17 protein-coding genes and 2 tRNA genes are annotated in these 19,681 nt (G+C 18.5%); 10 read left to right on the top strand and 9 right to left on the bottom strand.

The genetic code is table 11. The annotated features are described in order from the left end of the window. The first annotated feature begins 114 nt into the window (after positions 1-114). On the top strand, positions 115-423 hold the full coding sequence (locus tag RJT80_RS00285; protein ID WP_343187813.1) for a flagellar hook-basal body complex protein FliE: 309 nt from the start codon (positions 115-117) through the stop codon (positions 421-423). Between the two features lie 119 nt (positions 424-542). Here the strand turns inward: RJT80_RS00285 and gltX are convergent, their stop codons facing one another. Beyond that, positions 543-1,955 (bottom strand): glutamate--tRNA ligase, encoded by a 1,413-nt coding sequence (gltX, locus tag RJT80_RS00280; protein ID WP_343187812.1) that lies wholly within the window; start codon positions 1,953-1,955, stop codon positions 543-545. Positions 1,956-2,118: 163 nt separating this feature from the next. Here gltX and RJT80_RS00275 point away from each other — a divergent pair. Further along, positions 2,119-2,194 (top strand) — tRNA-Val (locus RJT80_RS00275). A 36-nt stretch (positions 2,195-2,230) separates the two neighbouring features. Continuing rightward, positions 2,231-2,303 (top strand) — tRNA-Lys (locus RJT80_RS00270). A gap of 23 nt (positions 2,304-2,326) precedes the next feature. Here the strand turns inward: RJT80_RS00270 and ligA are convergent. After that, positions 2,327-4,336: an NAD-dependent DNA ligase LigA gene (gene ligA, locus RJT80_RS00265; protein ID WP_343187811.1), complete on the bottom strand. Its 2,010-nt coding sequence runs from the start codon at positions 4,334-4,336 to the stop codon at positions 2,327-2,329. A gap of 351 nt (positions 4,337-4,687) precedes the next feature. Between ligA and RJT80_RS00260 the strand changes: the two genes are divergently transcribed. The 3 genes from RJT80_RS00260 (at position 4,688) to crr (ending at position 7,286) form a co-directional block, all read left to right on the top strand. After that, positions 4,688-4,945 (top strand): HPr family phosphocarrier protein, encoded by a 258-nt coding sequence (locus RJT80_RS00260; protein WP_343187810.1) that lies wholly within the window; start codon positions 4,688-4,690, stop codon positions 4,943-4,945. 82 nt (positions 4,946-5,027) lie between these two features. After that, positions 5,028-6,755 carry a phosphoenolpyruvate-protein phosphotransferase PtsI gene (gene ptsI, locus RJT80_RS00255; RefSeq protein WP_343187809.1) on the top strand — a complete coding sequence of 576 codons (1,728 nt, stop codon included), beginning with the start codon at positions 5,028-5,030 and terminating at the stop codon, positions 6,753-6,755. Positions 6,756-6,776: 21 nt separating this feature from the next. Further along, entirely contained in the window at positions 6,777-7,286 is a 510-nt protein-coding gene (crr, locus tag RJT80_RS00250; RefSeq protein WP_343187808.1) for a PTS glucose transporter subunit IIA, read from the top strand. A 110-nt stretch (positions 7,287-7,396) separates the two neighbouring features. Here crr and RJT80_RS00245 read toward each other — a convergent pair whose 3' ends face one another. After that, entirely contained in the window at positions 7,397-8,635 is a 1,239-nt protein-coding gene (locus RJT80_RS00245) for a tRNA CCA-pyrophosphorylase (protein WP_343187807.1), read from the bottom strand. A 150-nt stretch (positions 8,636-8,785) separates the two neighbouring features. Here RJT80_RS00245 and ribB point away from each other — a divergent pair, with 150 nt between their 5' ends. Further along, positions 8,786-9,409 carry a 3,4-dihydroxy-2-butanone-4-phosphate synthase gene (gene ribB, locus RJT80_RS00240; RefSeq protein WP_343187806.1) on the top strand — a complete coding sequence of 208 codons (624 nt, stop codon included), beginning with the start codon at positions 8,786-8,788 and terminating at the stop codon, positions 9,407-9,409. A gap of 25 nt (positions 9,410-9,434) precedes the next feature. On the opposite strand, the gene tsaD is transcribed toward ribB, so the two are convergent. Next, on the bottom strand, positions 9,435-10,439 hold the full coding sequence (gene tsaD, locus RJT80_RS00235; RefSeq protein WP_343187805.1) for a tRNA (adenosine(37)-N6)-threonylcarbamoyltransferase complex transferase subunit TsaD: 1,005 nt from the start codon (positions 10,437-10,439) through the stop codon (positions 9,435-9,437). A gap of 110 nt (positions 10,440-10,549) precedes the next feature. Here tsaD and rpsU point away from each other — a divergent pair, with 110 nt between their 5' ends. The 3 genes from rpsU (at position 10,550) to rpoD (ending at position 14,572) form a co-directional block, all read left to right on the top strand. Then, positions 10,550-10,765 carry a 30S ribosomal protein S21 gene (gene rpsU / locus RJT80_RS00230; protein ID WP_343183586.1) on the top strand — a complete coding sequence of 72 codons (216 nt, stop codon included), beginning with the start codon at positions 10,550-10,552 and terminating at the stop codon, positions 10,763-10,765. Between the two features lie 96 nt (positions 10,766-10,861). Further along, positions 10,862-12,610: a DNA primase gene (gene dnaG, locus RJT80_RS00225; protein ID WP_343187804.1), complete on the top strand. Its 1,749-nt coding sequence runs from the start codon at positions 10,862-10,864 to the stop codon at positions 12,608-12,610. 132 nt (positions 12,611-12,742) lie between these two features. Next, on the top strand, positions 12,743-14,572 hold the full coding sequence (gene rpoD / locus RJT80_RS00220) for an RNA polymerase sigma factor RpoD (protein ID WP_343187803.1): 1,830 nt from the start codon (positions 12,743-12,745) through the stop codon (positions 14,570-14,572). Between the two features lie 96 nt (positions 14,573-14,668). Here rpoD and secB read toward each other — a convergent pair whose 3' ends face one another. The 5 genes from secB to RJT80_RS00195 all read right to left on the bottom strand — a co-directional run bounded on the left by secB (position 14,669) and on the right by RJT80_RS00195 (position 19,444). Further along, positions 14,669-15,115, bottom strand: coding sequence for a protein-export chaperone SecB (gene secB, locus RJT80_RS00215; protein ID WP_428994208.1), 447 nt, complete (start codon positions 15,113-15,115; stop codon positions 14,669-14,671). A 99-nt stretch (positions 15,116-15,214) separates the two neighbouring features. After that, positions 15,215-15,652 carry a rhodanese-like domain-containing protein gene (locus tag RJT80_RS00210; protein ID WP_343187802.1) on the bottom strand — a complete coding sequence of 146 codons (438 nt, stop codon included), beginning with the start codon at positions 15,650-15,652 and terminating at the stop codon, positions 15,215-15,217. Between the two features lie 119 nt (positions 15,653-15,771). Continuing rightward, positions 15,772-17,160 (bottom strand): argininosuccinate lyase, encoded by a 1,389-nt coding sequence (argH, locus tag RJT80_RS00205; RefSeq protein WP_343187801.1) that lies wholly within the window; start codon positions 17,158-17,160, stop codon positions 15,772-15,774. Positions 17,161-17,198: 38 nt separating this feature from the next. Then, positions 17,199-18,398, bottom strand: coding sequence for an argininosuccinate synthase (locus tag RJT80_RS00200; RefSeq protein ID WP_343187800.1), 1,200 nt, complete (start codon positions 18,396-18,398; stop codon positions 17,199-17,201). A 170-nt stretch (positions 18,399-18,568) separates the two neighbouring features. Beyond that, complete coding sequence (locus RJT80_RS00195) at positions 18,569-19,444, bottom strand: methylenetetrahydrofolate reductase (RefSeq protein ID WP_343187799.1); 876 nt, start codon at positions 19,442-19,444, stop codon at positions 18,569-18,571. Positions 19,445-19,681 lie beyond the last annotated feature (237 nt).

The raw sequence follows: 19,681 nt of genomic DNA, 5'->3' as shown, positions 1-19,681 counted from the left end.
ATTTATATAAATTTTTTATTAAAATCAAATTAAAAAATTTTTATTTGAATAATTAAAATTATGATAATATAAAATTATTTAAAAATATAAAATCTTTTAAAATAGGAATAAAAAATGATTATAAATAAATATGATTATTTATCTCATATGAAAAACATTTATAACGTATTAAACTTAAACAAAAGTAAAAATATTTATAATAATGAATTTTCTAAATGTATTAAAAATTCATTAAAAAAAATAAATTATATAACAAATAATTCAATAAATTATAAAAAAACATCACATCTGAATTATTCTAAAAATTTTATTAATGAATATTTAGTAAATATTAAAAATTCTAAAATTTCCTTAGAATTAATGATTGAAATCAGAAATCAAATGCTTTCTATTTATCATGAAATAATGAATATACAAATATAAAAAAATAAATTTATATTTTTTTAATTTTAAAAATTATTTTATAATAAATTGAATTAATTTACAAAAAATTTTTTATATATTTTAAAAAAAAAATAAATTTTTTTATCTTTAAAATGAAATTAAATAAAAATTTTTATAATATATTTTAAAAATTTTTTTAATTTTAATAAAGATTTTTTTTTTCCCATAAAAAATAAAATTTTATTAATACTTAAAGAATGAATAGTCCCTAATAAAGCAATTCTAACTGGAAGAATAATCTCTCTTAATTTAATGCATAAAGATATAGATAAATTTTTTATTGATTTTAAAATATCTTTTGAATTCCAAGTTTTTAAATTAATTAATATTATATATAATTTTTTTAATATATAAATACTCTTCTTATTTAAATAAGTTTTAACATATTTTTTATTAAATTTTATTTTATTATTTTTAAAAAAAAATAAAATAGAATTAAATAATTCAAAAATAGTTGAACAATGTGGAGAAAAAGTTTTTATTATTTTTTTTAATTCAGGTCCTTTTTTAAAATCAATATTATTTTTTTTAAATAAAGATATCAAAATTTTTTTATTTTTTTTTAAACTATTTATATTTAGATAATATTTATTTAATCTTAAAAGTTTTTTTTTATCAAAAATACTCGGAGATTTAGTAATAGAATTAAAATTAAATAATTTAATCATTTCTGATATATTAAAAATTTCTTTATTTTTATGAGACCAACCTAAACGAACAATATAATTTAAAATAGATTCTGGAAAAAATCCAAGTTTTTTATATTCTAATACATTAACAGAATTATTTCGTTTAGATAAAGTTTTTCTATGACTATCTACAATCATAGATAAATGAGCATAAGATGGTAATTTAGATCCTAAAGAATTCAAAATATTAATTTGACGAGGTGTATTATTAATATGATCTTCTCCTCTTATAATATGTGTAATTTTCGATTCCATATCATCTATCACAACACAAAAATTATATGTTGGAATTCCATTCTCTCTTTGAATAATTAAATCATCTAATTCATTATTATTAAAAACAATTTTTCCACGAACTAAATCAACAAAAGATACTTTTCCATATGATGGATTTTTAAATCTTACAACATATTTATTTAAACTATTAAAGTCTTTATTTAAATTCCGACAAGTTCCATCATATCTTGGTTTTTCACCTTTTAATATTTTATTTTTTTTTATTAGATTTAATTTTTCATGTCCACAATAACATTTATATGCAATTTTTTTTTTTAACATTTCTAAAATAATGTTTTTATAATGATTTATTCTTTGACTTTGAAAATAAGGACCTTCATCCCAATCTAGTTTTAACCATTTTAATGTTTTCATAATTTTCTTTGAAAAAATAGATTTTGATCGAATTAAATCTGTATCTTCGATTCTTAATAAAAAAACTCCATTATTTTTTCTTGCATATAACCAAGAATATAATGCTGTTCTAATATTACCAAAATGTAATTCTCCTGTTGGACTTGGAGCAAATCTAGTTTTTACTAACATAATTTCTCTTTTTTTTAAAATTTATTGTATTTTTTAATAAAAATATTATATAATAAAATAAAAATTTTTAAAATTAAAATAAATAATTTAAAAAAAATAATATTTAAAATTTATAATATTTAATATTTTTAAAAAATATTTGTTTTTTTATATAAAATTAAATGGGTGATTAGCTCAGTTGGTAGAGCGCCTCTCTTACACGGAGGATGTCGGCGGTTCGAATCCGTCATTACCCACCAAAAATATTTTTATAAATTTTTTTTAAATAAAAAATAGGGTCGTTAGCTCAGTTGGTAGAGCAGTTGACTTTTAATCAATTGGTCGCAGGTTCAAATCCTGCACGACCCAAAAATATAAATTTTTATTTTAAATTATTTTAATTTTTTTAAAAGATAATTTTCATCTATTATTTTAATATTATTTTGTATAGATTTAATTAATTTTATACCAGGATTTTTTCCTTTAATTACTAAATCTATATTTTTCGAAAAACTATTTTTAACATTGGATCCCAATTTTTCTAATTTGTTTTTTATTTCTGTTCGAGAAAAATTTTTTAATTCACCAGTAATTAATATATTTTTATTTAAAAAAATAGAATTTAAATATTTTTTTTTATTTTTTAAAATATTAATTTTAAATTTATTAATTAAATTATAAATAATTTGTTTGTTTTTTTTTTTAGAAAAAAAAATATATAAATTTTTTGCAATTAATTTTCCAATTCCTGGAACTTTTAAAAAATCTTGTTTTGTAGAATTAATTAAATTATTAATAGAAGAAAAATATTTTGATAAATTCATAGAAGAAACTTGACCTACTCCTTTAATTCCAAAAGAATAGATAAATTTATCTAAACTAATTGTATGAAATTTATTCAAAGAATTTAAAATATTTTTTGAAGTTTTTTTTCCAACATTATGTAAACTATTCAAAATTTCTAAATTTAATTTAAAAAAATCTATTGGATTTCTAAAATTTTTTTTTTTAACCAATTGAGAAATAACTTGAGGACCAAGATCTTTAATTTTAAAAGAAGTTTTTGAAAAAAAATGTATTAAACGTTTAGTTATTTGATCTATACATAATAAACTATTAGTACAATAATAATTTATTTTGTCTTTTGAAATTTTTAAATAATAAGAACAAGATGGGCATTTTTTAGGAAATTTTATTTTATTTAAAATATTATAATTTTGTTTATTTTTTTTTCCTATTATTTTTGGAATAACATCTCCTGCTCTTGAAATAAATAATTTATCTCCAACATATAAATTTAATTTTTTTAATTCATTATTATTATAAATAGAAGCTTTTTTAATAACTGCTCCAGATATAATTACAGATTTAAAATGAGCAACAGGAGTAATAATTCCAGTTCTTCCTACATGAAAAGATACATTTAACAATTTTGTTGTTTTTTGTTTACTTGGAAATTTAAAAGCAATAGCCCATTTTGGATATTTAGAAACATAACCAATTTTTTTTCTTAATTTTAAAGAATCTACTTTAATAACAATTCCATCAATATCAAATTTTAATTTTGATCGTTTGTTTTTTATATTTAGATAAAAATTTATAATATTATTTAAAGAGTTAGAAAAAATAAAATTTTTATTAACATTAAAACCCCAATTCTTAATTTTCATAAGAATTTTATAATAACTATCAAGATTTTTAAAATAATTAAATAACTCAAATCCATGACATATAAAAAATAATTTTCTTTTAATTAATTTATTTATTTTTTTTTTTCGTAATGTACCAGAAGCTAAATTTCTTGCACTAGAAAATTGAACATTATTATTAAATTTTAAATATTTTTTATTTAATTTAAAAAAATCTTTTTTTGACATTAATACCTCACCTCGAATTTCCATAATTTTAGGAAAATGTTTTCCTTTTAAACAATAAGGAACATCTTGAACAAAAAATATATTTTTTGTTACATCTTCTCCTATCAATCCATCTCCTCGAGTAAAAGCTTTTTTTAAAACACCATATTCATAAATTAAATTTACTGCAATTCCATCAAATTTTAATTCACAAAAAAAATTTATATTTTTATTATTATTTTTATATTTTATAATTTTTGAATAAAACTTAATAAAATCAATTTTATTAAAAACATTATTCAATGAAAGCATTGGAGTTAAATGTTTTTTTAAAATAGATTTTTGAAATATTCGAGAACCAACTAATTGAGTTGGAGAATTTATATTAATTTTTTTTAAATATTTATTTTCAAGAAATTTTAATTTATTAAATAAATAATCATATCTATCATCAGAAATAATAGGTTTTCCTAAAATAAAATATAAATAATTATAATAAATTATAATATTTTGAAGATCTTTAATTTTTTTTTTAATTTTACACATATAAATAAATAAATTTATTTTAAAATAATATTTATTATATAACATTTTTAATATAACAAATTTTAATGTTTTAATTTTTGTTATTTTTTTAAAAAAACTTAAGTTAAAAAAAAAAATTTTATAATTATTAATAATTATAAATAAAAATTTATAATTAAATATTTTTATAAAAATATAAAAAATTTTATTATTTTTTTTTTGTAAGAGTATAAATATTAATGTTAATATAAAAATAATTTACTTCAATAAAATAAATAAATTTTTATATTTTAAAAAAATTATATAATTTAAAAAATTTTTTAAAAAAAAAAAAACAAAATAAAAAATTTTTAATTAAGGATAAATATTATAATGCTTCAAAAAAAAATAAAAATAAAATCAAAAAATGGATTACATACTAGACCAGCTGCTCAACTTGTTAAAGAAGCTAAAAAATATAATTCTGATATAACTATTATATCTAATGGAAAAGAAGCAAATGCAAAAAGTTTATTTAAACTTCAAACTTTAGGGTTAACTCAAGGTAGTAATATAATTTTATCTATAAATGGTATAGATGAACAAAAAGCAATGAACGAAATATCCATTTTTATTAAAAAATTGATATAAAAATTTTAAAAAATAATTAAAATTTAATAACATGTATTTTGTATTAATTACTATATAAATTATTATATTCAAAGGTAATGTCATGATTTCAGGAATTTCAGTATCGCCAGGCATTGTTTTTGGAAAAGCTCTTCTTTTCAAAGAAAAAAAAATAAAAATTAATAAAAACAAAATATCTAGTCAAAATGTAAAGAAAGAAATTAAAAAATTTTTAAAGGCTAGAAAAAAATCAAAAAACCAAATTAAAGAAATTAAAATTCAAGCAAAAAAAAAATTTGGAAAAAAAAAAGCATCTATATTCGAAGGGCACATACTTTTATTAACAGATGAAGAGCTAGAAAAAGAAATTATTAATTTAATAAAAAATAAATTAATTCGAGCTGAATACGCTGTAGAAAAAATAATACAAGAACAAATAAATTCGTTAGAAGAAATTAAAGATGAATATTTAAAAAATAGATCAATTGATATACGAGATATTGGTAATAGATTATTAAAAAATATATTAAATATTAAAATAATTGATCTTAATAATATAAAAAAAAAAATTATATTAATAACTAATGACTTAACTCCATCTCAAACTGCTCAAATAAATTTAAAAAAAATTATTGGTTTTGCAACTAATTTAGGAGGAAAAACTTCTCATACTTCAATTATGGCTAAATCTTTAGAAATACCTGCTATTGTTGGAATTGGGAATATTACAAAAAAAATAAAAAATGGAGATTTTTTAATTTTAGATAGTATACATAATAAAATTATTGTTAATCCTAATATAAACAAAATTAAAAAATTTGAAAATAAAAAAAAAATATATTGTAAACAACAAAAAAAATTAATATCTTTAAAAAATCTTTCTGCAATAACAAAAGATGGAAGAATAATAAAAATAGGATCTAACATAGGAAACTATGAAGATGCAATAAAATCAAAAAAATATGGATCAGAATTTATTGGATTATATAGAACAGAATTTTTATTTATGGGAAGAAATAATCTACCTTCTGAAGAAGAACAATTTCAAGCATATAAATCTGTAGCTAAAAAAATGATTGGTAAAAATATAATTATTCGAACTATGGATATAGGAGGAGATAAAAATCTCTCTTATATAAATTTTCCAAAAGAAGAGAATCCATTTCTCGGATGGAGAGCAATTCGAGTATCTATTGATAATAAAAATATATTATATGATCAATTAAAAGCAATTCTCCGAGCATCTGCTTTTGGAAAATTTAAAATTATGTTTCCAATGATTATTTCAATAGAAGAAATTCAATATTTAAAACAAGAAATTGAAAAAATTAAAAATAAATTAAGAAAAAAAAAAATAAATTTTGATGAAAAAATAGAATTAGGAGTCATGATTGAAACTCCTGCATCAGCTATTATTTCAAAATATTTAGCTAAAGAAGTTGATTTTTTTAGTATAGGAACAAATGATTTAACTCAATATACACTTGCTGTAGATAGAGGAAATGATTTTATTTCTAAATTATATCAAACAATGAGTCCGTCTATATTATATTTAATAAAAAAAGTAATTAATTCATCTCATAAAGAAAAAAAATGGACTGGAATATGTGGAGAATTAGCAAGTAATAAAAAATATATTTCTTTATTAATTGGAATGGGAATAGATGAATTAAGTATGAGTTCAATATCCATTCCAACAATTAAAAATATAATTAGAAAAATAAGTTTTATAAAAGCAAAAAAATTAGCAAAAAATGTTTTAAAAAAATCAACTGTAAAAGAAGTAAAACAATTAATAAAAAAATTTAATAAAAAAGAAAATTTATTATAAATAAAAATGTAGGAGAACATAATGAGTTTTATTTCAAATTTTTTCTCAAAAAAGGATGACAATTTAAAGAAAAAAATAGAAATTATATCCCCTATATCTGGTAAAATAATTTCAATAAAAGACGTACCAGATGTAGTTTTTTCAAAAAAAATTGTAGGAGACGGAATTGCTATTAAACCTACTGGTAATAATATAGTATCTCCCATTGATGGAGTAATAGGAAAAATATTCAAAACATTACATGCTTTTTCAATTGAATCTCCTGAAGGAATTCAAATGTTTGTTCATTTTGGAATTGATACAGTTAAATTAAATGGAAATGGATTTATTAAATCTTACGTAAAAGAAGGAGAAAAAGTAAAAAAAGGAGATTTGATAATAAAAATTAATTTGAAATTATTAAAAAAAATAGCAAAATCAATTATTACACCTGTTGTAATATCTAATATAGATCAATTTAAAATAATTGAAAAAAAAACAGGTTTAATTACTGCCGGAAAAAGTATAATTATGTATGTTAATAAAAATTAGAGAATATTATTTAAAACGGCGTTTAAACGCCGTTTAAAAGTATTTTAAAAAATTATTTTAAAAAAATTGATTATTTTAAATAATATTTATATTTAAAATATATAAAAATTTTATTTAATTAAATAAATTTTTAATCTATAAATATCTAATAATAACACTCTTAATCTAATTAATTCTTTTTTTATATTATAACCTTTTAAACCACAAGTATTGACAATCCAAGAAATAGAAATTGAATTTAAAAGAATAAAAATAATTTTAAGAAAATTTTTAATATTATAATTACTACAAGAATATTTACACTTTGAAAAAAATATACAATATTTACTTAAAATTCCTAATTGAATAATTCGATATGGATTTCTCCAAATATCAATTTTATCAAATAAAATAACAATATCTTTCGATGATTTTAAAAAAATATTATGCAAAAAAAAATAATTATTTGAAATGATTATAGATAATTTTCTAATATAAACTGGAACATTTAATCTTATTAACATATTTTTAATTAAATTAGAATAATCAATATTATTATTAAATTTATTATCAATCTTATAAATATATTTATAATAAATAAGAAATTGACAAATAAAAGAAAATCTTAAATCAAGATTTAAATTATTTTTTGAAAAATTAGAAAAAGAAAATAAAAAATGATTTTCTAAATTATTGTTTTTTAAAGGTAAATATTTTATTTTTAAATTATATAAAAAATTAAGTTCTGGAAAAATAAAAGATAAAGCATTACATTTTTTTAAAATATAAAAATAAATATGAGGAGAATATGACATTAATGCTTTTTTTGTTTCATTCCATATTCTATCTTTAGTTAAAAAAGACATTTCTTTATTTTTTACAATATTTTTCATTAATTTAATAGTTTTATTAGATATTCTAAATCCTAAATGAGATAATTGAGATAAAAATCTAGCAACTCTTAAAATTCTCAAAGGATCTTCTTGAAAAGCTTTAGAAACATGACGAAGAATTCGTAATTTAATATCTTTTATTCCATTATAAGGATCTATAAAATTTCCATATTTATCTTGTGCAATAGAATTTATAGTCAAATCACGTCGAATTAAATCTTCATTTAAAGTAATTTTTTTAGAATAATTTGTTTGAAAACCTTTATAACCAGTTCCAACTTTTTTTTCAGTTCGAGCTAATGCATATTCTTCAAAAGTTTTAGGATGTAAAAAAACAGGAAAATCTTTTCCTACTTGTTTAAAACCTTTATCAATTAATTTTTTAGGAGAAGATCCTACTACAACCCAATCACGATCTTTTATTGGAAGTTTTAATAAAAAATCTCGAACAGCTCCTCCTACTAAATAAATTTTCATAAAATATCCTATTAAAATTTTTATTATCTTAAATAAAAAAATTTAAAAAATATTAAATATAATATAGTCTAAGAATTAAAAATATGCTAAAATTTTTAATTAAAAAATATATAAAAATATTTTTATATTATTTAAAAATAAGAGAATTAAATGAATAAAAAAATTTTTAATTATAATAACAGAATAAAAAAAGCTATAATAGATTTGAAAAATGGAAAAGGAATAATTATAACAGATAGTAAAAATAGAGAAAATGAAGGAGATTTAGTTTTTCCTGCTGAAACAATGACAATCAAACAAATGGCTCTTTCTATTCGATATACTAGTGGAATTATATGTTTATGTATTACAGAAAAAAAAAGAAAACAATTAAAACTTCCAATGATGGTTAAAAACAATACAAGTAAATATCAAACTAATTTTACTGTAAGTATTGAATCCGCTAAAGGAGTTACTACAGGAGTATCAGCACAAGATAGATTAAAAACTATAAAAACAGCTATTTCTGTTGATGTTCAATATAATGATTTAAATAAACCAGGTCACGTATTTCCATTAAGAGAACATGTAGGTGGAATTAAATATAGAAAAGGACATACAGAATCTTCTTTAGAAATATTAAAATTAGCTGGTTTCAAAAAATATAGTGTTATATCTGAATTAACAAATAAAGATGGATCTATGTCTAATAAAAAAGATATTATTAAATTTTCAAAAATACATAATATGACTATCATTAGCATTAAAGATTTAATAAAATATTTAAATATTTAAATTAAAAAATAAATTATTTTAAAAATTATTTATAAATATTCCATTTTGGATAAACTTTAATATTTAAATCTGATTTATATATTTTAGAATTAAATTTTAAAAAACCAGTATATGCTATCATTGCTCCATTATCTGTACAAAATTCATTTCTTGGAAAAAAAACATTACCATTATATTTTGATAACATTATTTTTAATTTTTTTCTTAACAAAAAATTTGAACTTACTCCTCCAGCTACAACTAAACGATTTAAATTATTTTGTATAATAGCTTTTTCACATTTTAAAACTAAAACATCTATAATTGCATGTTCAAAAGCATTAGATATATCAGCTTTATTTTGAAAACTTAAAAAAGAAAATTGATCAATAAAATTACTAACTGAAGTTTTTAAACCAGAAAAACTAAAATTTAAATTTTTGCTATATAACATTGGTCTAGGAAAAAAATATTTATTAAAAACTCCAAATTTTGATATTTTTGAAATTTCAGGACCTCCTGGATATCTTAAACCTAATTTTTTTGAAATTTTATCAAAAGCTTCACCAGCACTATCATCTAAAGATTCTCCTAATAAATAATATATTCCAAGTTTTTTGGCATAAATTAATTGAGTATGTTTCCCTGAAACTAAAAGTGTTAAAAATGGAAATATAGGACATTGATCTTCTAACATAACAGATAATAAATGTGCTTCCATATGATTAATTGGAATTGTTGGAATATTTAAAGAATATGCTAATGATATACTAAATGAAGATCCAATTAATAAAGATCCTACTAAACCTGGTCCAGCTGTGTAAGCTATAGCTGAAATATGTTTTTTATTAATATTTTTTTTATTTAAAATTATATCAATTAACTTAATAATATTTAACAAATGCTCTCTAGCTGCTATTTCTGGAACTATTCCCCCATATTTATTATGAATTGATTGACTTAATTTTTTATTAAATAATAACCCAAATTGATCATCATATAAAGCTACTCCAGTATCATCACATGATGTTTCAATTCCTAAAATTTTCATATTTTTTCCTTAAAAAAAAATTAAAAATTTATATTAATAATTTAAATTTATAAATTTTATAAATTGTTTTATAATATTTTATAAAATATATCATAAAAAAAGAAAATAAAATGCCTATAATTAAAATACGTGAAAATGAACCATTTGATGTAGCTTTAAGAAGATTTAAAAGATCTTGCGAAAAAGCTGGAATTTTATCTGAAATTAGAAAACGAGAATGTTACGAAAAACCAACAACAAAGAGAAAAAGAGCAAAAGCTTCTGCAATAAAAAGATTAATAAAAAAAATGTGTCGAGAAAATTTAAAAAGAACTAGAATGTATTAAACAATTAATTTGTAAAAATATTATTAAAAAACCGTTCATATATTTACGAACGGTAATAATAAATTTTTAAATATAATAATCTTATTTTTGAGGCATATGACTGGTAAAATTCCAAAAATTTTTATTAATGAATTAATATTACAAACAAATATTGTTGATTTAATTCAATCGAAAATACAATTAAAAAAAAAAGGCAAAAACTATCAAACAAAATGTCCATTTCATGAAGAAAAAACACCTTCATTTACTGTTAGTTATGAAAAACAATTTTATCATTGTTTTGGATGTCATTCTCATGGAAATGTAATTGATTTTTTAATGAATTATGACAATTTAACATTTATAGAATGTATAGAAGAATTATCAATTTTAAATAATATTCCTATTCCATATAAAAATAATACAATTTACACACAAAACAAATATAAAAAAAGACAAAATTTATATGATTTAATGAAAAATATTTCTCAAATATATTATAAAAATTTTATAAATAAAAATTCAAATAAAGCAAAAGAATATATAAAAAATAGAAAAATTAATAAAAAAATATTGAATTTATTTCTTATAGGATATTCTAATTCTATAGCAATGAAAAAAATATTAAAAACTCAATTAAAAAAATTTAAAAAAAAAGATTTAATAGATGCTGGAATTATAAAAATAAATTATTCCGGAAAAATATATAATAGATTTAATGAAAGAATAATATTTCCAATTAGAGATAAACATGGAAGAATTACTGGATTTGGAGGAAGAATTATTGAAAAAAAACAACCAAAATATATAAATTCTCCAGAAACAGAAATATTTCATAAAAAAAAACAAATTTATGGATTATATGAAATAAAAAAAAAAAGAACAAACTTAAAATATATAATAGTAGTAGAAGGATATTTTGATGTTATTTCATTAACTCAATTTAAAATAAAAAATTCAATTTCAATCCTTGGAACAGCATATACAAAATATCATATTAAAATATTATTTAATTCTACAAATACAATTATATTTTGTTACGATGGAGATACAGCTGGAAAAAACGCATCATGGGAAACTCTTGTTAATTCTTTACCATATTTATATGGAAAAAGAGAAATAAAATTTATTTTTCTTCCAAAAAATGAAGACCCAGATTCAATAATTAATAAAGAAGGAAAAAAGAAATTTAAAAATAGAATTAAAAATTCAATGTGTATGTCAAAATTTTTATTTAAAAAAATTTTAGAAAAAAACGATATTCGAACAGTTGAAGGGAAAAAAAATTTTATTTATAACTCAATTTCTTTAATTAAAAAAATTCCAAGTAAAACATATCAATTTTTTTTATATAAATTATTAGGAAAAAAAATAGGAATTTTAGATGAATACCATTTAAAAAAAATTTTATTTAAAAAAAAAATAATTAATTATAATCAACAAAAAAAATATAGTTTAATGAAAGTATTAATTAGTTTAGTTCTACAAAATCCTAAATTATGTAAATTAACTAAAAATAATATAAAATTTGTAAATAAAAAAAAAATAGGAATACAAATATTTTTAAAAATTATAAAAAAATGTAAAAAAGAAAATAATATAAATACAGGATTATTATTAGAACAATTTAGAAATAAAAAAATATATAATATTTTAAAATATTTAGCTCAATGGAACAATATGATCTCTAAAAAAAAATATAAAAAAACTTTTCTTGAAATATTAAATTATTTAAATATAAAATATTTAAAAAATAAAATAAAAAAAATGATCTTAAAAGAAAATAATATTGGATTAAATAATAATGAAAAAAAAAAACTTTGGAAAACTAATAAAAAATTAATCAATATATTAAAAAAAAAATAAAGAAAGTTTTATACAAATTTTAAATATAATTTAAAAAAAAAATAAATAAAAAAATTTATTAAAATTTAATAATATTGTTTAAAATAATATTTTTTATTTAATTTAAATTAATATAATAATGGATATTATCTTATGGATCAAAAACCAAAATCACAGCTTAAATCGCTTATTACTTATGGCAAAGAACAAGGATTTTTAACTTTTGCTGAGATTAATGATCATTTACCAGAAGATATGATTGATTCAGAACAAATTCAAGATATAATTAAAATGATTAACGACATGGGAATTCAAGTAGTTGAAAACGCTCCTGATTTAGACGATTTAATTTTAAATAATTCTAGAGATAATAACGATACTGACGAAGATACTGTCGATGCAGTAACTCAAGTTTTATCAAATGTTGAAACCGAATTAGTTCGAACAACGGATCCTATCAGAATGTATATGAGAGAAATGGGTACTGTTCAGTTATTAACAAGAGAAGGTGAAATAAAAATAGCTAAAAAAATAGAAAAAGGAATACAAAAAATTCAATCTTCTATTTCAAAATATCCTCAATCAATTAAATATTTATTAAAACAATATAAATATATAAAATTAGGAAAAATAAAAATATCAGATGTAATAACTGGATTTTTAGATAAAAATATTGAATATAATTGTAAAAATTCTGTTAAAAATAATAACCATTATTGTAATAAAGACTCAAATAATAATAAAAAAAATAATAAAACTTTAGAAGAAGAAAATATAGATATAAAATTAGCAAAAAAAAAATTTTCTGAACTAAAAAATCAATATTATATTACAAATAAAATAATAAATAAAAAAAAAAGAAATCATGTAGATTCTATTAAAGAAATAAAAAAATTATCTATAATTTTTAAACAATTTAAATTAGTTCCAAAAAAATTTAATTATTTAATGAAAAATTTAAAATTAATGATAAATCGTATTCGTATACAAGAAAAAATTCTTATGAAATTATGTATAAAAAAATGCAAAATACCAAGAAAAATTTTTTTAAAATTATTTATAGGAAATGAAACAAATAAAATATGGATAAAACAAGCTCAAAAAATGAATAAAAATTGGGATAAAAAAATAAATAAAATTAAAAAAAAAATTGAATATAGAATATCTGAACTAAAAAAAATAGAAAAAAAAATACATCTATCCATTAGTCAAATTAAAGAAATAAATAAAAAAATAATAATAGGAGAAAAAAAAGCAAAATTTGCAAAAAAAGAAATGGTTGAAGCAAATTTAAGATTAGTTATTTCTATTGCAAAAAAATATACTAATCGTGGATTACAGTTTTTAGATTTAATTCAAGAAGGAAATATTGGATTAATGAAAGCAGTAGATAAATTTGAATATAAAAGAGGATATAAATTTTCAACATACGCAACATGGTGGATTAGACAAGCAATTACAAGATCTATTGCAGATCAAGCAAGAACTATTAGAATACCAGTTCATATGATTGAAACAATAAATAAATTAAATAGAATATCAAGACAAATATTACAAGAAATAGGAAGAGAACCAACTCCCGAAGAATTATCTGAAAAAATGTTCATTTCAGAAGAAAAAATTAGAAAAGTTTTAAAAATTGCAAAAGAACCAATATCAATGGAAACACCAATCGGGGATGATGAAGATTCACATTTGGGTGATTTTATAGAAGATACAACATTAGAACTTCCGTTAGATTCAGCTACATCTAAAAGTTTAAAAAATGCTACTAATAATATTCTTTCTGGTTTAACTCCAAGAGAAGCAAAAGTCTTAAGAATGAGATTTGGAATTGATATGAATACAGATCATACATTAGAAGAAGTTGGAAAACAATTTGATGTAACCAGAGAACGTATTCGACAAATAGAAGCAAAAGCATTAAGAAAATTAAGACATCCTAGTAGATCAGAAATATTAAAAAGTTTTTTAGACGATTAAATTAAATTATTTATTTTTTATAAAATATCGTTAACAATAATCAAATAATTATTGTTAACAAAATAATATTTTTTTAAAATTTTTTAAAAAAATACATTATTTTTTAATATTATTTTTATTAAACATAGAATCAAAATTTACTGGCTCTAAATTTAATTGAGGAAACCCACCTTTTGATGTTAAATTAGATATACACTCTCTAGAATAGGGGAATAAAATATTAGGACAATATACACCTAAACAATAAAGAAGTTTTTTTTTAGACATTCCTTGAATATAAAAAATTCCAGATTGATGAACTTCACATAAAAATATCAATTTTAAATTAATATGAACTTTTACTATTACTCTTAAAGTAACATCAAATAGATTCTTTTCTAATTTATCAAAAATATTATTTAAATCACAAGAAATTTTTGGATTCCAATTTTCTTTAAAAACATTTGGAGAATTAGGAGATTCAAAAGATAAATCTTTAACATAAATTTTATGAATTTGAAAAGTCACTTCATCGTTTGTTATATTATTTTTTTTATTCAACATAAAACAATCTCTTATTATTAATTTTTATATATTTTTTCTTTTTTTTTTATATTTTTACATACTTTTGTTTTTTTTAAAAATTTAATATATAAAAATTTTTTATAAATTATTTTTAGAAATTAATGGTAAATTCTTAGCGTTCCATTTATCTAATCCATTTTTTAATATATATAATTTTTTAAAACCAACATTTATAAAAATTTTTATATAATGATTTAAATAAATATGAGAATCAAAAATAAAAATAATTTTTTTATTTTTTAAATAAAATAATTTTTTAATATCAAAATCATTAATTTTTTTAAATGGAATATTTAAAGAATTTGGAATATGACCTGACAAAAAATTTTTTCTAGATCGAGAATCTATAATAAAAGAATCTTTTTTATTTACAAGATAAATTAAACGATTGATATTAATAAATTTAGCTTTAAAAAATAAATCTTTAATTGATAAAGAAATAATAAAAAAAAATGAAATAAACCATATAGAAAAAATTAATACATATTTATGAAAAAAATGTATAAAATTATTCATAATAAATCCCTTAAATTTTATAAATAATATAAAAAATAATTTTAATATAAAAATTTTAAAAAATAAAAATAAAAAAATTATTAAAAAAAAATAACAAATTAATTTTGAAATATAATAAATTAATTAATATTTTTTTTTAAAATCTCTATTTTATATTTTTTAATTGCGGATAACACTTGTTTTGGTGAAGTCCCCCCTTTAGAATTTTTTTGTTTTAAACATTTTTTTAATGTAATATATTTATATATATCTTGTTTAATTAATTTACAAAAATTTTGTAATTTATTTAAATTTAATTGAGATAAAGATTTTTTTTTACTTATTGCATATAAAACTATTTTTCCAGAAATATGATGAGACTCCCTAAAACTAATTCCTTTTTTAACTAAATAATCAGCTAAATCTGTAGAATTAGAATAACCCTTTTCAGCTGATTTTTCACATACATATTTATTTAATTTTAATCCTAATAAAATTATTTTAGAAATTTTTAAACAATCTTTCCATGTTTTTAATGAATCAAATAATCCTTCTTTATCTTCTTGCATATCTTTATTATATGATAATGGTAATCCTTTAAATAAAACTAAAATATTTATTAAAGAACCATATACTCTTCCTGTTTTTCCTCTAATTAATTCTAATGCATCTGGATTTTTTTTTTGAGGCATTAATGAAGAACCTGATGTAATATCATCTGATAATTCAATAAAATTACATTCAACAGAATTAAAAAATATTAAATCTTCAGAAAATCTTGATAAATGCATCATTCCTATTGAAGATATTGATAATAACTCAATAACATAATCTCGATCAGAAACACTATCTAAACTATTTCTACTTGTTTTAGAAAAATTCATAAAATTAGATAATTTGTTTCTATTTATTTTCCAACCTGTTCCAGCTAATGCTCCAGAACCTAAAGGATTAATATCAACTCTTTTAAATGAATCACTTAATCTATCAAAATCCCGACTTAACATTTCAAAATAAGCTAAACACCAATGAGAAAATAATATTGGTTGAGCATGTTGTAAATGTGTATATCCAGGAATAATAACAGAAAAATATTTTTCAGATAAATACAATAATGATTTTTTTAAATTTAAAATATTTTTTTTTATACTATTTATTTTATTTTTACACCATAACCTCAAATCTGTCGTAACTTGATCATTTCTACTACGTCCTGTATGAATTTTTTTACCAATATCTCCTAACATATAAATTAATTTTTTTTCTACCCAAGAATGAATATCTTCTGAGTTACTTAATAAAATGTTTTTTGGAGTATTTTTAATTTCTTTATATATTAAATTTAATGCTGTTTCTAATTGTTTTTGTTCATTTTTTTTAATTATTTTGCTATCTAATAAAATTTTAGACCATGCAATTGATCCTTTTATGTCTTCTTTAATTAAAACATAATCTATTTTTAAAGAATTATTAAATTTTTTAAAAAGAGAATTTGGTTTTTTTAAAAATCGTCCACCCCAAAGAGCCATATTATCTTTTCCATTATAAAAAATTTTGTTAAAATAAATTATTTATTTTGAATCGATCTAATTTTCGAAGAAAGAGAAAAAAGATTAATAAAACCTGTTGCATCTGATTGTTTATATACAGAATCCGATCCAAAAGTAGAATAAGATTTTAAATACAATGAATACATAGACTTTTTTTGAACTGCTGTAACACTACCTTTATATAATTTTAATACAACTTCACCAGTAATATATTGAGATAAACTATCAATAGCAGATTGAATAGAATATCTAATAGGAGAAAACCATTTTCCCTCATAAATAATATGTGACATTTCTATAGATAATTGAGACTTCCATTTCATAGATTCTTTATCTAAAACTAATTGCTCAATTGATCTAATTGCTTCATTCATTATTGTTCCACCAGGTGTTTCATAACAACCACGAGATTTTAAACCAGTAATTCTATTTTCTACTATATCCACTCTTCCTATTCCATGAAGAGATCCAAGTTGATTTAATTTTTTTAAACATTTAAAAGGTGTTTTTTTTTTATTATTAATTGAAACAACGCAACCATTTTTTATTTTTAATAAAATATATTCTGGAATATTTGGAGAATTTTCAACACTATTTGTCCAAACCCAACACTCTTCCTGAGGTTCATTCCATAAATCTTCTAAAAGACCACCTTCAGTTGAAATATGCAATATATTTTCGTCTCTACTATATATTTTTTTTAATGTTGCATCTGTTGAAATATTTTTTTTTCTTAAATAATTTAAAAGATCTTCTCTAGATTTAAATTCCCATTCTCTCCATGGGGCAATAACTTTTAATTCTGGAGCTAATGTAGAATAATTAATTTCAAATCTAACCTGATCGTTTCCTTTTCCTGTAGCGCCATGAGATATAGCAAACGCATTAATTCTTTTTGCTAATTCAACTTGTGCTTTAGCTATAATTGGTCTAGCAATAGCTGTTCCTAAAAAATATTTTCCTTCATATAAAGAACCTGATTTTAATAAAGGATAAATATATTCTTTTACAAAAATTTCTTTTAAATCTAAAATCTTACATTCAATAGATCCAGATTTTATTGCTTTTTCTTTTATTCCTTTTAAATCATTTTTAGATTGACCAATATCTACAACTAAAGAAAAAACATCTAAATCATAATTTTCTTTAATCCATGGAATAATAGCAGAAGTATCTAATCCTCCAGAATATGCTAAAACAACTATATTTTTTTTCAAAATTTTTCAATCCTTAATATAAAAAATTATTATTTTTGATAATTAAAAAATTTTTACAAAATTATATATAATAAATTATAAAATAAATTTTTAAAATTTTAATATAAATAAATATAAAAATTATTATATCAGAATTTTTTAAAAAAAATTTATATTAAACAAAAGATCTTTTAATTTAAATTTATGGCATTGCATACAGAATAAGAAAAATTTAATTTATTTAAAGTATATATATGAAAATCATATACACCTTCTTTATAAAGAGATTTAATCATATTTATAGCAATATTTAAACCAATTGTATTATCTTTAAAATTATTAGATTTTAAATATAAATTTTTAATCCATTTGGGAAGATAAATATTTGAAAATAAACAAAATTTATAAACTTGATTAAAATTATTTATAAGAAGAATACCCGGAATAATTTTTTTTTTAATTCCAATTCCAGAACATTTATCTCGAAATCGTAAAAATGTTTCAATATCAAAAAAAAATTGAGTAATTGCTTGATCAGCACCAGCATCAAATTTATTTTTTAAATTAATTAAATCAAATCTTTCACTTTTTGCTTCTGGATGAACTTCAGGATATGCCGCAACTGAAATATAAAAATCAGAAATTTTTTTTAATAAAATAATTAAATCTATTGCATATATTTTATATTTTTTATTTAATTTTAAAGAATCTCCTCTTAATGCAATAACATGTTTTATCTTCTTATTTAAATATTTTTTTATAATATTTTTTAATTCTTCACGAGTATTATTAATACATGTAATATGAGGAACTAATTGAGAATTTATATAATTTTTTATAGTTTTAATAAAATTATATGTATTATTTTTTTTTTTATTATTAGATCTATGAGTCACAGAAATAAAAGTAGGATTTAAAGAATTTATTTTATTTATTGAAGAAATAAAATTTTTTTTTAAAATTAATTTAGATGAGGGGAATAATTCAAAAGAAAAATTTATTTTTCTTTTAATTTTTCTTTTCTTTTTTTTTAAAATAGGATTAATATATTTTTTAAATATATTCATTTGAATTTTTCTCACAATTAATAAGAATTTTTTTTTATTTTTTTATTTTTTTTAAAAAAAAATAATATATTATAAAAATAAAATAAAAATTTTAATTTATATATTTTAAAAAAAAATTATATATAAAAATAATAAAACTTTAATATAAATATAATTAATTTAATATTTATTATTTCTAAATTTTTATTTTTAAAATAAAAATATTAAACAATAACAATAATAATATAAAAAAAAAAC

This window comes from Buchnera aphidicola (Periphyllus koelreuteriae), assembly GCF_039360445.1.
Classification (GTDB): domain Bacteria; phylum Pseudomonadota; class Gammaproteobacteria; order Enterobacterales; family Enterobacteriaceae; genus Buchnera_J; species Buchnera_J aphidicola_BM.
This window is presented reverse-complemented; position numbering and strand designations above follow the sequence as displayed.

Coding starts and splice junctions, on each gene's coding strand:
- RJT80_RS00285 (WP_343187813.1), top strand. CDS start 115: ATGATTATAAATAAATATGATTATTTATCTCATATGAAAAACATTTAT.
- gltX (WP_343187812.1), bottom strand. CDS start 1,955: ATGTTAGTAAAAACTAGATTTGCTCCAAGTCCAACAGGAGAATTACAT.
- ligA (WP_343187811.1), bottom strand. CDS start 4,336: ATGTGTAAAATTAAAAAAAAAATTAAAGATCTTCAAAATATTATAATT.
- RJT80_RS00260 (WP_343187810.1), top strand. CDS start 4,688: ATGCTTCAAAAAAAAATAAAAATAAAATCAAAAAATGGATTACATACT.
- ptsI (WP_343187809.1), top strand. CDS start 5,028: ATGATTTCAGGAATTTCAGTATCGCCAGGCATTGTTTTTGGAAAAGCT.
- crr (WP_343187808.1), top strand. CDS start 6,777: ATGAGTTTTATTTCAAATTTTTTCTCAAAAAAGGATGACAATTTAAAG.
- RJT80_RS00245 (WP_343187807.1), bottom strand. CDS start 8,635: ATGAAAATTTATTTAGTAGGAGGAGCTGTTCGAGATTTTTTATTAAAA.
- ribB (WP_343187806.1), top strand. CDS start 8,786: ATGAATAAAAAAATTTTTAATTATAATAACAGAATAAAAAAAGCTATA.
- tsaD (WP_343187805.1), bottom strand. CDS start 10,439: ATGAAAATTTTAGGAATTGAAACATCATGTGATGATACTGGAGTAGCT.
- rpsU (WP_343183586.1), top strand. CDS start 10,550: ATGCCTATAATTAAAATACGTGAAAATGAACCATTTGATGTAGCTTTA.
- dnaG (WP_343187804.1), top strand. CDS start 10,862: ATGACTGGTAAAATTCCAAAAATTTTTATTAATGAATTAATATTACAA.
- rpoD (WP_343187803.1), top strand. CDS start 12,743: ATGGATCAAAAACCAAAATCACAGCTTAAATCGCTTATTACTTATGGC.
- secB (WP_428994208.1), bottom strand. CDS start 15,115: ATGTTGAATAAAAAAAATAATATAACAAACGATGAAGTGACTTTTCAA.
- RJT80_RS00210 (WP_343187802.1), bottom strand. CDS start 15,652: ATGAATAATTTTATACATTTTTTTCATAAATATGTATTAATTTTTTCT.
- argH (WP_343187801.1), bottom strand. CDS start 17,160: ATGGCTCTTTGGGGTGGACGATTTTTAAAAAAACCAAATTCTCTTTTT.
- RJT80_RS00195 (WP_343187799.1), bottom strand. CDS start 19,444: ATGAATATATTTAAAAAATATATTAATCCTATTTTAAAAAAAAAGAAA.